Below are 13,434 nucleotides of genomic sequence, written 5' to 3' on the forward strand. Positions count from 1 at the left end.
CCGCCCGGGGCGTCCGTCTCCAACCTGGACGATGCCGACGGCCGCGAGGGCAGTGGCCGTCTCGTTCCACAGCGTCCTGTCGTCGGCGGCCGACTCGGCGGCGACGGGGGAGGAGAGGTGTTCCTGCTGGTCGCCGGGGTGCTGGTGGTGCATCGTGCGACCCTACAGCGCAGCGCGGCCGGCGCCTGGCGGCAGGACGGCCAACGGATCCGCGCCAGCGGCTCCTCGGCCAGGGGGTCAGGAGTGCTCGGCCACCAGGTCCGCGACCCCGTCGCCCTGCCCGCTCCCACCGGGTTGCAGGCGCCCACCGGCCCGCCCGCCATGACCCCGGGGGCGGGCCGTCGCCGCAGACCCGGATCGCCTGTTGCCGCCCAATGTCGCTGGCACGCCGTGCGGGGACCCGGGCTGCACCTGCCAGGCGATGTAACTTACTTCGTAAAAAGCTCGGATCGGTCCCGACCGCGCTCAACACCGTGTACCGTCGGCGACGGCAGGGACTGCTGCCACCGTCTGCGCATCGCGGCCCGGACCTGCTGCGCTCAGGCGACGGAAAGAGGCGAACGCTTCGTCAGTGCGATGACCACCACGCCCTGAGCGGCATGCTGGTCCGGGGCGTCGTGCCGCAGTTGGGACTTTCCATGTCGAAGGACAGCAACGCGACTCTGCGCACCCGGTACACAGGGGAGTCGTACACCCAGGCCCATCACTGGCTCCGGCGCAACGGCCTCTACCGAGGCCTCGTCCCGGACGCCGACGACCCCCAGCAGATCCGGCTGGAGGCAGCCGCTCTCCTCACCCTGGCACGGCCCACCGCCGGTGGCCTGCCCCCGGTCGACGCGGCAGGAACCTTCTTCGGCCTCGCGGGTACGAGTCCGGGCGCGGACGAACTGGTCCTCCTGCCCGCCAGCGGGCTCCACGGGAGCGTACTCGCCCGTCTGCTGCCGAGCCTGACCGCCGACAGCACGATCGTCGGGATTCCGGGCCTGCGCGCCTTCGTCGACCGGGCCGGCCCGTACCTGTGGCTCGGGCGGCTCGGAGAGCACGCCGCCCTCGATGTGCTCCCCAGCCGGCGCACCAGTGCGACGGTCGCCCGCGAGCACGTCACCGCCGCGACGCTGGCAGCCGAGCAGAACGGCCTCACCCCCTTGTGGGACCTCGACCACCAGCACGAACGTGAGATCGCCGCGTGGCGCGCACTGCGGGCGGAAATCGGCGACGACGGGCCGCGGTGGAGCCGTGCGCTGCGCCGTGCCGGTCTGTTCCTGGGCGGCGCGCCCGGGTGGCGGTCGCTCGCGCCGACGGGCGAGGAGGTCCGCGGCCCCAAGCCCGACCACTTGGTGCCGCGGTCGGTGGCACCGGAGGCAGCGGAACAGGTCAGGGGCGTGGTGGCCGTCGCCTCGGCGGACGGGCGAGGGGGCCGGGGCTGCACCACGCTGGTGCTGGCGCTGGCCGGCGCGCTGGCGCGTTCCGGTGTTCGCGTGGTGGTCCTGGCCGGCGACGACCCGGTCGGGGTGTTCGCGGCCTTCCGTGTGGGGCCCCCGCAGCCGGGGGTGTGGGCGCCTCTGCCCGGTGGTGTCCTGCGGCAGCCGATCATGCTCGGCTCCCTCACCCGGGAGATCGCAGAGCGGCAGGTCACGGCCGCACGTGCCGAGTTCGATGTCGTCCTCATCGATGCCGGCACCGACTACCAGCACCGCGCGCTGGCCTCGTCCGCCGACATCGCCGTCCTCCTCGCCAAGTACAGCGTCAGGGACTGGGGGTACGTGGAGAGGGTGGACCACCGGCCCGAGGAAGTCCGCTTCTTCGAGTGGCTGAGCCAGCGGGCGGACGAGTACTTCCACCGGGCTCCCACGGCCCACACCGACCGCCGGCGCCTGCTCAACCTGCTGACCGAGGAACTGCAGTGGTACCAGGCCTCTGCCCTTCCGGACAGCGGCGAGCACCAGGAGCTCGTGGACCTTCTGTGGTCCCGGGACCCTGCGGCCGCCGATGCCGAACCCGACGGCGAGGGCGACCTGCCCTACGACCCGTCGGACCCCGAGGATGTCAAGGACTGGTGGAACGAGACCTGGTCGGACAGCGTGACGATCGACCTCGACACGCCCTTCCCGGCCCAGCTCCCCACACCCGGTGACCCGCGAACCCGTGAACGACAGCGCGCGCTGGTCGAGTTCCTCGCCCCGGAGGGACAGATGCGCCATGGCGCCCAGTGGACGGCGGCCACCACCGAGTGGCTCACGCGCCCGCTCGAGGAGATCGTCCAGGAACTCACGTCCCGAGCCGATCGCACCGTCGACGGCCTGCTCGACGAGGTCCAGGAGCCGGCCGTCGAGCGCTGGGGACCCCGGCTGTGGCACGAGAAGCGGGGTGTCTGGGCAGCGGCACGGGAGGCCGGCGACGATCTGGTCAGCGGGTGGGCGGACATGATCGAGCACCGGCACCGCGACGTGCCGGCCGAACAGACCGCGCAGGCACTGACCATGGCCGTCTGGCAACGGCCGGAGACCACTGGCGTCCTCGCGCTCATGGGACGCGAGACGCAATTTCCGCACCATCGGCTCGCCGCCGTCCGAAAGGCCCTCCCGGAGGGCCTCGCGGATGTCCTGCTGTGGCCTGAGCAGACGGACCTCCGCGAGGCCCCTACGCCCGAACTGCTGAGCCACCGCTCCGGGCCGGCTTCGGTGGCAGCCAACCGGGTCGCACAGACCGTCGTACGGCAACTGCGCCTGGCGACCACCGGTACACCTGTCACGAGCGCTAGGGACAACAGGCTGGAGTCGTAGGAGGACAATGCCTGCGCGGTGGCCGTTCCGCTCGGCGGCCGTCACCCTGGCCAACCTGCGGCCTGTCCGCGCAGTTGCTGAGCGGCCCTGCTCGGTTCGCCCGTCACCTGGGGGTGTGGCTGGCCCGCCCGCTGCTACCTGGCCGCCGGCGAGACCGTTCGGCCTGAGCGGGGCAGCATCAGGCGTTCACGGCCGTCCGCCATCAACCGGCGGACGGCCGTCAGGTGTAGCCGCGCCCGCGCTGCAGAGGTCAGTAGGTCCAGGTGGATCCGGTGCCGCGGTACTCCTCGACGGGGATCGGGTTGATGCCGGGGCGCATGCGGTCGGTATAGAGCAGGCCGTCGAGGTGATCGATCTCGTGGGCGATGAGTCGGGCCAGGCCGCGCTCGTAGGCGACGGTTTTGTCGGATCCGTCGAGGTCGGTGGAGGTGACCTCGAAGTGCAGAGGCCGCGGGACGATGCCGCGGACGTCGAAGAAGCTCAGGCAGCCCTCGTACTGCTCGTCGACGTCCTCGCTGGCGGCGGTGACACGGGGGTTGAGCAAGATGATCGGTTCGGCAGCCGGGTCCGGGGAGAGGACGAGGGCGGCGGCGCGGTCGAGGCCGATCTGCGGGGCGGCGAGTCCCATGCCCTTGGCGAAGGAGTGGACGCGGCCGATCTGTTCGACGGCGGCGAAGAGTTGGTCGATGACGGCCTGGGCACCGTTGCGTTCCGTTGGCAGGTCGAACGGAGCGGCGGGCCGGTGGAGGATGCTGGCGCCCCGCTGGACGACGCCGAGATTCTGCATGTGCTGGCTGGGCCGCACCTCGATCACCTGTACTCCTTGCTGGGTTGCTGCTGGTTCCGGAAGCGCCATTCGAGGCGGAAGCGGGCGTGCAGGGTGGGATCGACGGTGGACCAGTCGAAGGTCCGCCGGCTGCCGGCCTCCTGGCGCTGGGGCGCGGTACGGAGCGGTGTGGCTTCGGCGGTCATCGAGGTCTCGGTGCCCCAGACGACCGGGTCGAGGTCGGCGGGAAAGTCGAGGCGGACCATGAGGTGCTGGGTGGGTAGCCGTACGGCGCGCTGGAACCAGTGGCCCCACTTGTCCTCGGTGACGCTGTAGGCGTACTCGATCCACGTGGCGTCGCCCGGGTAGAGGGGGAAGCGGCCGTCGTCGTTGTCGAACAGCAGCCAAATCTCTTTGAAGGCGTCGCGGTCGTGCTTGGCCTGCCAGCGCATCCCCTCGCCCTGGCACTGGGCGCTCAGCGCGAGTTCGTCCCAGGTCAGCGGGTGTTCGCGGTAATGGGCGTTGGAGCGCTCCGGCTCGCCGGGGTAGCGGTCGACGGCGATGCGGATCAGGTACCTGGTGACGGGTTCGGTGCCGGTGTTGCGAAGCCGTCGGCGCATCGTGAGCCGGTAGACGCCGTTGTCGAAGTGGAGCCGGGCTTCGTCGTGTTCGACGACCAGCGCGGAGCCCGAGGCGTACGGCTGTTCGGGCTGGCGCGGTTCCGGTGGGGCGTGGTGGGTGCGTGCGCGGATGCGGATGCTGTCGTACTCGGTCCAGCGGCGCCAGATCGCCTTGCCGGCGTTGAGGACCTCGTCGGCGAGCCGGGCGAACTCCTCGGTGGGCCGGTGGCGGCCGGACTCCATGTGGCTGACGTAGGAGGGGTCGAAGCCCATCTTGTCGGCGAGGCCGCGCTTGGACAGGCCCCGCACCTCACGCCAGTGGGCGACCTCCGCGGCGAACGCGCCAGCGGCCTGCTCGACCGGATCCAGTTCGGCCACCTCAATCATCCGGTCGCTCGCCCCCAATGAGTCATGAATGAACCGTGAGTGATGGTAGTTCAGCATCCCGTCACGGGCCCAGTCCGCGCTGTCCTGGTACCCGCCCCGCCCGGCCCCGGGCGGAGCAAGGAGAGGGAGGGCCCTGATGACGACGGTGCTGTACCTGCTCAACATCTCGAACCCGGACCGGCTGTCGGCCGACTCCGGCTGGGTCGTGGCCGACACCCTGCTGCCCGCCCTGGTGGACGCCGGCGCGAAGGCGGTCTTCGCTGCCCCGGCCCCGGTGAGCGACGAACGCGTCGGCTTCGAGCCGACCGCGGTGCCCGGCACCAAGTACCGGGCCCGGTTCGACGGCGACACCGCCGCCCTGGCCGACCTGCTGCGGCGCACCCGCCCGGACGTGGTGGTGGCCAATCAGGTCGAGTCGGCGCCGCTGGTGCGCGCGGCGATGCTGGAGGCCGGCAGCGACGCCGTCCTCGCCGGGTACTGCCACTACCTGCCGTTCTCCTTCGAACGCGCTGACCTGCTGTTGGATCCGTCGCTGGACGACGCGGGGCTCGGCCGCCCGGTGCTGCTGACCTTTCTTGCCGGGGTGGCGGCCCTGGACCGGGTGCTGGTGCACTCCGAGACGGCCGCCCACTGGCTCACCGTCGCGGCCGGCCGTGCCGGGCTGGAACTCGGGGAAAGGCTGCGGATCGTTCCGCCGCCGCGCGACCCCGCTCTCGTCCGCGATGACGCTCCCGCCCCCATCGAGGGTGCCGTGGCCGCGGCGGTCTACAACCACCGCCTGTACGCGCACTACGGCACCGAGGAGTTCCTGCGGCTCGCCGTCGAACTGGTCTCGCCCGCGCTGCGGCTGACGGTGATGGATCTGTTCGGCAGCCGGCGCCCGGGCCGCACCGCGTTGGACGCCAGCCCCGAGCGGTTCCGCGACGCGCTCGCGGCCGTGCCCGGCGTGGAGGTGGCCTTCGACGGCGGCGACCGGACCCGCTACCGGCAGGTGCTGGCCTCCTCCCATTTCGGGATCGCCCCGTACCGGCCGTCGTGCCCGTGGTCGCTGTCGGTCATCGACTGCCAGGCCATGGGCCTGCCCGTGATCTCCCCGCGCCTGGGCTGGATGGCCGAGCACATTCATCCCGACCTGCTGTTCGACACCCCCGCCGAGGCTGCGAAGATCACCGCCCGGCTCACCGGCGACCCCGCGTTCTACGCCGGTCACTCCGCCTTCGCCAAGGCGTCCACCGAGGCCCTGGCTCCCGCGGTGGTCGCCGCCCGCTACCTGGAGGCCGTCGCGTGACCGGCTTCGACGCGGTGTTCCTGTCCTTCGACGAGCCGCTCGCCTCCGTGCTGCACGCGCGCTCCGAGCGGGTGCTCGGCCGGCCGGTCAAGCGCCTGCACGGCATCCGCGGGATGCGCCGTGCCTACCGGCTGTGTGCCGAGCTTCCGGACGCCGAGGCGTTCTTCCTCGCCGACGGCGACTTCGAGATTGACGACCGCTTCGCCCCGGGAGCCGTCGCGCCGCTGGACGAGGGGGTCGCGATGCGGGTGTGGCAGGCCGTCAACCCGGTCAACGGCCTGACCTACGGCTACGGCGGGCTCAAGCTCGTACGGACGGCGGCGCTGAAGGAGATGGGCGAGGCCGTCGACGTGCTCGCCGCGCTGCCCGGGAAGGTGGAGTTCGCCAAGATCGTCGCCGGGACCACCCGGTTCGATCAGAGCCCGTTCCACGCCTGGAGGGCGGGCTTCCGCGAGTGTGCGATGCTCGCCCGGGGCTGCGAGTATGGCACCGCCCCGGCCGACGCGCGGTTCCGGATCGCCGCCTGGACCGACCGCGGAGATGGCCCGTACGGGGAGTGGGCCATTCTCGGCGCCCGCGAGGGCGTCTCCTTCGCCGCCACCGGGTACCGCACCGAGGCGGCCGGGTTCGAGGTGATCAACGATCCGTCCTGGCTGCACGGGCGCTTTCAGCACGCCCACGGTGCCGCCCTCCCGGTCGGTGCCCGGTGACCGGTCCTGGTCGGCTGGTGCTGATCGAGTCGAGGGCGGCCGGGCACTCCCCGCGTGTGCTCGCTGCCCTCGCGGCCGCCGCCCGCGGGCGGGCGGTAGTCGTCCTGCTCGGCGGCACCGATCACGACACCGCCGCTGCCATCACCACCACCGGCGCCTGGCTGGCCGATCGGCCGGCCGGGCCCGCCGCCCGCGTGTTCTGGGCTGCGGCCCGTGCCACCGGACGGCTGGCCGCCGCCGCGATTCGGGTCACCCGCGGCCGCCGGCTGCCCAGGGCGGCGCGGCGTCTGCCGCACCAGGTCACCTTGCTGGCCCGGTGCCTGGCCGAGGCCGCCCATCTGGCCACCGCCCGCACTGTGCTGGGAGACGAGCGGCCCGCCGCGGTGGTCGTGCTGACCGCCAGCGAGGCCCTGCACCACAGCGCAGCCCGCCTCGGGGGCCTCGCGCACCTGCGCTTCGTCCACGAGGTCTCGACCGGCCCGGCCGGGTGGCTGCGGCGCCTGGACCGGCCGGGCGGGCCGGCGGTGCGGGTCCTGTGCCCGACCGATGGCGTTCGCGTCGACGTCGCCGCCAACGCGCCGCGCCTGGCAGCCCGGGTGCGGGCGTTCGCCGTCCTCGGCCCCGAGGCCCCGCCCGGCGAGCGGGAACGGGAGACCGCCCGGGCCGTGTTCGGCATCCCGCCGGACGAGCAGGCCGTCGCCCTGGTGGGCGGCTGGTGGCCGCACAAGGACATCCCCACCGTCGCCGCCGCGCTCGGCAAGGTGAACCGGCCCCTGCACCTGCTGGTCGCCGGCCACCCGCTCGACGCCGCCCTGCTGGGCGAGATCCAGGCCATCGGGCAGGTACGGCTGCACCTCATCGCACGCCGCGCGGAGGAAGCGGAGATCCGGGCCGTGTACGCGGCCGCCGACCTGGCCGTCGTCGCACGCCGGCCCGGGGTGGCCAAGGAATCCGGCCTGGTCACCGACGCCGTACGCCACCAGGTTCCGTTGCTGGCCTCCGACCACGACCGAGCCCTCACCCAGGCGCTGGCCGGCTCCGGCTGGGCCCGCCTGTTCACCACCGGCGACCCCGCCGACCTCGCACGCGCCCTCGACGCCGCCCACCTCAACCCGGCACGCCGCCCCACAGCAGCAGACGCCCGCGCGCTCGGCCTGCCCACGGCCGCCCAGCAGGCCGAGTTCCTCACCGACGCCTACAGCCGACTGACCGGAGACGGAGACCTCACCCGATGACCTCATCCATGCCGCCGGTGATCGCGGTGATCGGCCCCGTCGAACCCGAGTTGCTGACCGCCTTCACCACGCACTACCGCACGCTCGGCATCACCCGCTTCCACCTGGCCTTCCACTTCCCCGACCACGTCGGTGCCGACCGGCGCCAGGCGTTGCTCACCACTTGCCGCGACCTCGGCCTCGCCCCGCGGATCACCTCCACCGGGCCGTGGCACGAGACCACCAACGGCGGCCTGCGCGACGAGCTCCGCCGCGGCGCGGGCGAAGGCTGGCACCTGCTCGCCGACTCCGACGAGCTGCAGACCTACCCGGACGGACTCACCACCACCATCGCGGACGCCGAGGCCGACCGCTGCGGCACGGTGCGCGGGCTGATGCTGGACCGCGTCACCGCCGACGGCTCCCTCACCGGCTGGGACACCGCCGACGGCCTGGACGCGGCGTATCCGCTCGGCGGATTCGTCACCCACCGCGTGGTCCGCGGCGACCCCCGCAAGATCGTCCTCGCTCACTCCAGTGTGCAGGTCGCCTCCGGCAACCACCGCGCACCCGGCCACCCGCCGGCCAACCGGCCCCCGGTGGTGGTCCACCACTTCAAGTGGCGCCACGGCGTCGACGACGACGTCCGCCGCCGCGCCGAACACTCCGCGGACTGCACCTGGAAGTCCCTCTCCCAAGCACGCCATACCGAGGCCCGCCGAGTCCTTGCCCACCTCCAGCGCAACGGCGGCCGGATCGGCGTCCGGCAGCTGGGGCTGCGGCCGGTCACCCTCGCCCAGACACCCACCTGGTGGGCCGACGAGGCCCAGCACCTCGTGGACACCTGGCGCCCGCCCGCGCGGTCCTTCGGCTAAGGGCTGTCCCGTAACTGCTGGTCGCGGATGGGATGATCTTGCCGTGGCTGGTGTGATCACGGCGTCGGAGCCTTTCTGGATAGCCCCGTTCACCGGGCTGAGCGTACGCGACTTCCGCAAGCTGATGACGGTATTGCGCCGCGAGGGCGCCGACAGAGTGCGGCCGGGCCGGCCCTGGGGCCTGTCTCTGGAGGACCGGGTCCTGTTGGTCGCGGCCTACTGGCGCACGAACCTGACACTGCGCCAGCTCGCCCCGCTGTTCGGCGTGTCCAAATCGGCGGTCGACCGGATCATCGACCACGTCGGTCCTCTGCTCGCGCTCAAGCCCCGCCGGCGTTTCCGCAAGGACACCGTGCTGATCGTCGATGGCACCCTGGTCCCCACCCGCGACCACACCATCGCCGCGCCGTCCAAGAACTACAGATACTCCACCAACCACCAGGTCGTCATCGACGCTCATTCCCGCCGGGTTGTCATCGTCGGCCGCCCCCTCCCGGGCAACCGCAACGACTGCAAGGCATGGGAGGAATCCGGTGCCAAGGCCGCCGTCGGCAATGCCACGACCATCGCCGACGGCGGCTACCCGGGAACAGGCCTGGTGATCCCGCACCGGCGGGCGCGCGGGGGTGACCTGACCGAGTGGCAAGTTGAGCACAACCGCGAACACAAGCAGGTCCGCGCACGCGTCGAGCACGTCTTCGCCCGGATGAAGGCTTGGAAGATCCTGCGAGACTGCCGCCTCAAGGGCGATGGGGTCTACCACGCCGTACTCGGCATCGCCCGCCTCCACAATCTCCTCCTCACCAGCCAACACGGTTGTCTCGCTAAGGTGCAACCGTGGAAGAAATCCCCTGGTTCGAGCACGACAAGGACGACCTGACCTCCGCGCAGCAGGAGTTCGCGGCAGTGCTTTCTGCACGCGCGCGTTCCTGGTCGGTGGACCCGCTCGACACGGTCCTGCTGCCCCCGTGCCACACCTGCTTCGGCGAGCTGCTGGCCTATCTGGACATCGGCGACCCGGAGCGCCACCAGGGTGTGCTGACCATCGGAGCCCACTACGACGGCACCAACGTGCGCGCGGACAAGCTCCACAACCAGAACTTCAGTCGTCCCGACGCACCGACTGAGTTCACCTTCACCTCAGCCGGCACCCCCACGGAGGCGGCCCACCGGACGGCCGACTGGTTCGAGGTGGTCCTCGCACGGCCGTTGGTCCGCTGTGAGTGGCTGTACGAGGGGAAGGTCTACGCCCTTCGCTACGAGTACACCGACGACGGGCGAGGCCTCAGTGAGGGCTTCGAGACGCCGCTCGCCCCACCTGAGCTGCAAGAACGCTTCGCGACTGAGGGCGTCGACCGCGGAAGTGGCCGGATCAACCGCGCTGGCCTGGGCGAACCCGACCGGGTGGTCCATGTCCGAGGCATGAAGTCCACACCTTAGTTACGGGACAGCCCTTAGAACGACCCCGGGGCAACGATCTCCTCGCCCTCACCCTCGGGGACGTCGAACCGCTCGTAGAAGTCGTCCAACGCGCTGGCCGTCACGGTCAGCGCGTTGGCGTCCTCGCGCTCATTGCGTTCCTCGAGGCGCCGCAGCAGTTCGTCCTTGGGCACCGGGAAGTACAGCAGCCGCCACCGGCCGCCGGCCTCGGCGACGAGCTTCTTCCACTCCTCGCGGTCCCGCTGGAGCCACAGCCCGTGGTCGAGCACCACGTCCGTCCCGGCCGCGACCAGCTCGGCCAGGCGCTCGCGGACCTCGACAACCACCGGGGCCTCCAGATCGAAGTACCGGTGCTCGGGGTAGTCCACGCCGTAGCGGCCGTGCCGCTCGTGCACCAGCTCGTCCACCGACAGCCGGACCGCACCGGCCGGTTCCAGTGCCTGGGTCGCGTAGGTGGTCTTGCCCGACCCCGTCAGCCCGACCAGGAGGTAAACCACCGGCCCCCTGTCACCGGCCGACCGGTCGACCACTCCGTGTGTCCCCACGCGAACTCCCATCGACTCCCGCCGCCCGGCCCACAGGCGGCTGCTGCCCATCATCCTCCTCACGAGCCCCGGACAGCGGCGGAACCGGCGCGAACAGCCCCAGCCCGTACCACCGGAGTACGCCGCCGGTTCTCGCCATATCCATGCCCAGGACGCCCACGTCGCTGTCGACCCGGTATCCGCGCAGGTCAGGGCGCCTCTCCCGGTCCCGGGACATGCGAACCCCCTTGCCCAGCTTCGAGCGCGCGCTCCACGGGGTCGTTCGATCACACAAGGTCACCGGTGGTGTTCGGGGCCGGATCCTGACATCCGGGTTTCGACGACGGGCTGTCCGGAACACGACCAGAGCGGCGATCACTTGCCGATGATCCGTCGGTTCCTGTCGTGGGGCGCTGGTACATCAATGACCAGACAGGCCGCGCGGTGCGGCCCGCCGACGGGAGGGGAACATCCGATGCCGGTACCCGAGGGATACCACGTCGTCCGCAGCCACATCCGCCGCAACCCGCGGCCCAGCGCCAAGAAGATGAGCGGCTGGACCATCGCCGGGATCTGCGCGGCTGTGTGGCTGTGGGGACACTTCATCGGATTCAGCGACACCAGCCCGGCCACGCCGAGCACCCCCGCGCCTGCGGCCACCGCCCCCGCGGCGCACTGATGGCCCGCAGGCGGCGCCGGCTGCGTCGGCCGCGCGGCGCCACCGAGCTCGCCCCGGCCGGGCTCGTCGTCCTCGCGGCGGCGGTCGTGCTCTTCCAGGCGGCCGAGGCCGGTGCCCGGGCCGCCGCGCGCTACTGGCCCGTCCTGGCGGTACTCGCGGCGGTGGCCGCCGCCGGCACGGTGGCGTGGTGGGTACGGCGCAAGGCAGCGGGCCGAGCCCGGGTGGAGCGGCTGGCGACGCTGCGGCTCAGCCTGGCCGGCATCGACGCCCTCAGCGACCAGGAGTTCGAGTTCGCGCTGCGGGACCTGCTGGTGCGGGACGGCTGGAGCGCCCGGAAGGTCGGCCAGCAGGGCGACCAGGCCGCCGACGTGATCGGCCAGCACCCGGCGCTCGGCCGGATCGTGGTCCAGGCCAAGCACACCAAGGTCGGCGCGAAGGTCGGCTCCCAGGTGATGTACCAGGTCAAGGGCACCGCAGGCCCGGCGCACGGTGCCGACATCTCGGTCGTGGTCACCAACGGCACGTTCACCCGCGACGCGAAGGCATGGGGCGAGAAGCACGCGGTGCACTGAGTCGACCGCGACCGGCTCCGCCTGTGGGCCGAGCACGGTCTCGCCCTGCATGACCTGCTGCGACTGCCGGCCCGTACGCCCAGGCGCCGTCTCGGCCGCCCGGCTGCCTGCACCGGGCCCTCATGATCAAAAGATCAGGCTCTGGATGTACCAAGTTTCTGCTGGATTGAGCGGTGAGGCATTGTTGGGAGCGCCGAACTCGTATGATATCGCCGCCAGTCTTGTGCGCCACTGGCTGGATGCAAGTGGGACGCCGGTCGAACTTAATCCAAGCAGCATGATCAGTGAGATCCCGAATTTCAAAAAGGATGTTAAAGGTTACTTGACCGGCGATGCCGTCAAGAATGGAGCATTTGATTCCGGCTGGCAAAGGACCCGCCCGGTGGAGACTGACGGGGCGTCCAGTATCGGTTGATTCTATGCTCTGAACAACTTTCAGTGGAGAGCCACGGGCGTGAGCCAGGGTGGGGCGATTGCGGAATACAAGCTTGAGATCAGGAAGCGCTGCGACTGGGGTGCGCCCAGTGAGGGGCGTGATGATTTGCATAAGGTATGGCTTCAGATGACTCGGCCGGAGATTGCCCATTTCAATACTGTTGGATTGGCGAGGGACTTTGATGTGTTCGGCTCATCCATAATGCGAGGGGCCCCTCGGTGACAATTGACAGGAAGACGCTGACTGTATTCCTGGTGGGTGTGTCGATGCTGACCGCTGCGTCGTGTACAAGTGCAAGTGTGGCGGAGAGCAGGCCCGAACGCGTTGGCTCGGCGTCGCCGAGCTCGATTGCCAGGGGACAATTGACGATCGCAGGGGCGCCCAGCAAAGAGCGCCAAGAACGATACGGAATAGCCGTTCCGGCTGGCGCAACGGCTGTCTCCCACGGGTTCCAGCGAGAAAGTGGTGGCGGAGAGCTCTGGGTGACCTTCAAGATTGGGCCAGAGGGTCGCGATCTCTTTCTTTCGAGTATCGGAATCAGTGAAAAAGACTTGAATTCAGGTGTTGTCGAGTTCACTTCGAGCGATCTCGACCTCACCGGCTGGTCCATCGGTAACGCGCAGTCGGTGAAAGGCAAGATGGTTCCTGCAAAGGACGATGACATGAAGAGCCCGAGCATCAAGGTTGTCATTGACTACTCGGGTGTCGACGTGATGACGGTCTACGCCCTTTCGGCAAGGCCGTAGTGCCTTGGTGACTCCTCTGCATTGTTCCCTCCTTCGGTTTTGATTCTTCGCTGCGGCCTGCCGGCCAGTCCGGCAGGCCGCAGCAGTTTTCGGCTGATCGCGGGAATGCATGCGGTCCGAAGGTCAGACTGGATGCGGCGAGCACCAGATGGGTAGGAGGTTCGATGGCGTTCCGCGTCACGGCCTCTCGCCCGTACAGCCCACCCGGCTGCGGCCCTCCGGCCGGGCGGGGCCCGCCGCGGCCGCCCGTCCGCCGCCGGCCCGTCGTCGTCCGCCCGCCTGCCCTCCGGCCGGGCCGGGCCGCCGCCCGGCCGCTTGCCCGCCGGCCCGGCTGCCGGGCTCGTGTGGGCTGCCACACTGGTGGCCATGTCCCCTGAGTACCTGTTTCCGAGGG

General features: G+C 70.8%; 13 protein-coding genes and 1 pseudogene. 11 read left to right on the plus strand and 3 right to left on the minus strand.

The genetic code is table 11. The annotated features are described in order from the left end of the window. The first annotated feature begins 374 nt into the window (after positions 1 to 374). Positions 375 to 2,783: a hypothetical protein gene (locus BI06_RS01340; protein ID WP_158516363.1), complete on the plus strand. Its 2,409-nt coding sequence runs from the start codon at positions 375 to 377 to the stop codon at positions 2,781 to 2,783. Positions 2,784 to 3,033: 250 nt separating this feature from the next. Here the strand turns inward: BI06_RS01340 and BI06_RS01345 are convergent, their stop codons facing one another. After that, a complete protein-coding gene (locus tag BI06_RS01345) occupies positions 3,034 to 3,597 on the minus strand; it encodes a peptide deformylase (RefSeq protein ID WP_043463952.1) in 564 nt (187 codons plus the stop codon). Beyond that, positions 3,594 to 4,547: a helix-turn-helix transcriptional regulator gene (locus BI06_RS01350; RefSeq protein WP_233289969.1), complete on the minus strand. Its 954-nt coding sequence runs from the start codon at positions 4,545 to 4,547 to the stop codon at positions 3,594 to 3,596. The genes BI06_RS01345 and BI06_RS01350 overlap by 4 nt, the downstream gene beginning before the upstream one ends. A gap of 145 nt (positions 4,548 to 4,692) precedes the next feature. On the opposite strand from BI06_RS01350, the gene BI06_RS01355 reads away from it, so the two are divergent. The 6 genes and pseudogenes from BI06_RS01355 to BI06_RS01380 all read left to right on the plus strand — a co-directional run bounded on the left by BI06_RS01355 (position 4,693) and on the right by BI06_RS01380 (position 10,083). After that, positions 4,693 to 5,844 (plus strand): vegetative cell wall protein, encoded by a 1,152-nt coding sequence (locus BI06_RS01355; protein WP_043463957.1) that lies wholly within the window; start codon positions 4,693 to 4,695, stop codon positions 5,842 to 5,844. Continuing rightward, positions 5,841 to 6,554, plus strand: coding sequence for a hypothetical protein (locus BI06_RS01360; RefSeq protein ID WP_043463960.1), 714 nt, complete (start codon positions 5,841 to 5,843; stop codon positions 6,552 to 6,554). The genes BI06_RS01355 and BI06_RS01360 overlap by 4 nt, the downstream gene beginning before the upstream one ends. Further along, on the plus strand, positions 6,551 to 7,789 hold the full coding sequence (locus tag BI06_RS01365; RefSeq protein ID WP_043463963.1) for a hypothetical protein: 1,239 nt from the start codon (positions 6,551 to 6,553) through the stop codon (positions 7,787 to 7,789). The genes BI06_RS01360 and BI06_RS01365 overlap by 4 nt, the downstream gene beginning before the upstream one ends. After that, entirely contained in the window at positions 7,786 to 8,643 is an 858-nt protein-coding gene (locus BI06_RS01370; RefSeq protein ID WP_043463967.1) for a hypothetical protein, read from the plus strand. Before BI06_RS01365 ends, BI06_RS01370 begins: the two co-directional genes overlap by 4 nt. Positions 8,644 to 8,686: 43 nt before the next feature. Next, positions 8,687 to 9,445: pseudogene (locus BI06_RS01375) on the plus strand (transposase); the annotation flags it as partial. Positions 9,446 to 9,480: 35 nt separating this feature from the next. Further along, positions 9,481 to 10,083 (plus strand): hypothetical protein, encoded by a 603-nt coding sequence (locus BI06_RS01380; protein WP_043463969.1) that lies wholly within the window; start codon positions 9,481 to 9,483, stop codon positions 10,081 to 10,083. 14 nt (positions 10,084 to 10,097) lie between these two features. Here BI06_RS01380 and BI06_RS01385 read toward each other — a convergent pair whose 3' ends face one another. Further along, positions 10,098 to 10,580, minus strand: a complete 483-nt coding sequence (locus BI06_RS01385; protein WP_043464185.1) for an ATP-binding protein — start codon at positions 10,578 to 10,580, stop codon at positions 10,098 to 10,100. 502 nt (positions 10,581 to 11,082) lie between these two features. On the opposite strand from BI06_RS01385, the gene BI06_RS01390 reads away from it, so the two are divergent. From BI06_RS01390 to BI06_RS49110, 4 genes are all read left to right on the plus strand, one after another. Next, positions 11,083 to 11,286, plus strand: coding sequence for a hypothetical protein (locus tag BI06_RS01390; protein ID WP_043463971.1), 204 nt, complete (start codon positions 11,083 to 11,085; stop codon positions 11,284 to 11,286). Continuing rightward, positions 11,286 to 11,858: a restriction endonuclease gene (locus tag BI06_RS01395; protein ID WP_369826031.1), complete on the plus strand. Its 573-nt coding sequence runs from the start codon at positions 11,286 to 11,288 to the stop codon at positions 11,856 to 11,858. The genes BI06_RS01390 and BI06_RS01395 overlap by 1 nt, the downstream gene beginning before the upstream one ends. A 145-nt stretch (positions 11,859 to 12,003) precedes the next feature. Continuing rightward, positions 12,004 to 12,273 carry a hypothetical protein gene (locus BI06_RS49105; RefSeq protein WP_149030227.1) on the plus strand — a complete coding sequence of 90 codons (270 nt, stop codon included), beginning with the start codon at positions 12,004 to 12,006 and terminating at the stop codon, positions 12,271 to 12,273. Between the two features lie 239 nt (positions 12,274 to 12,512). Beyond that, positions 12,513 to 13,040, plus strand: coding sequence for a hypothetical protein (locus tag BI06_RS49110; protein WP_149030228.1), 528 nt, complete (start codon positions 12,513 to 12,515; stop codon positions 13,038 to 13,040). Positions 13,041 to 13,434: the final 394 nt, after the last annotated feature.

The sequence above is a fragment of the Kitasatospora sp. MBT66 genome (assembly GCF_000710405.2).
Classification (GTDB): Bacteria; Actinomycetota; Actinomycetes; order Streptomycetales; family Streptomycetaceae; genus Kitasatospora; species Kitasatospora purpeofusca.

What these genes read in the sequence shown, in the direction of transcription:
- BI06_RS01390 (WP_043463971.1), top strand. Translation starts at nt 11,083, where the DNA reads ATGCCGGTACCCGAGGGATACCACGTCGTCCGCAGCCACATCCGCCGC.
- BI06_RS01355 (WP_043463957.1), top strand. Translation starts at nt 4,693, where the DNA reads ATGACGACGGTGCTGTACCTGCTCAACATCTCGAACCCGGACCGGCTG.
- BI06_RS01340 (WP_158516363.1), top strand. Translation starts at nt 375, where the DNA reads ATGTCGCTGGCACGCCGTGCGGGGACCCGGGCTGCACCTGCCAGGCGA.
- BI06_RS01370 (WP_043463967.1), top strand. Translation starts at nt 7,786, where the DNA reads ATGACCTCATCCATGCCGCCGGTGATCGCGGTGATCGGCCCCGTCGAA.
- BI06_RS49105 (WP_149030227.1), top strand. Translation starts at nt 12,004, where the DNA reads ATGTACCAAGTTTCTGCTGGATTGAGCGGTGAGGCATTGTTGGGAGCG.
- BI06_RS01395 (WP_369826031.1), top strand. Translation starts at nt 11,286, where the DNA reads ATGGCCCGCAGGCGGCGCCGGCTGCGTCGGCCGCGCGGCGCCACCGAG.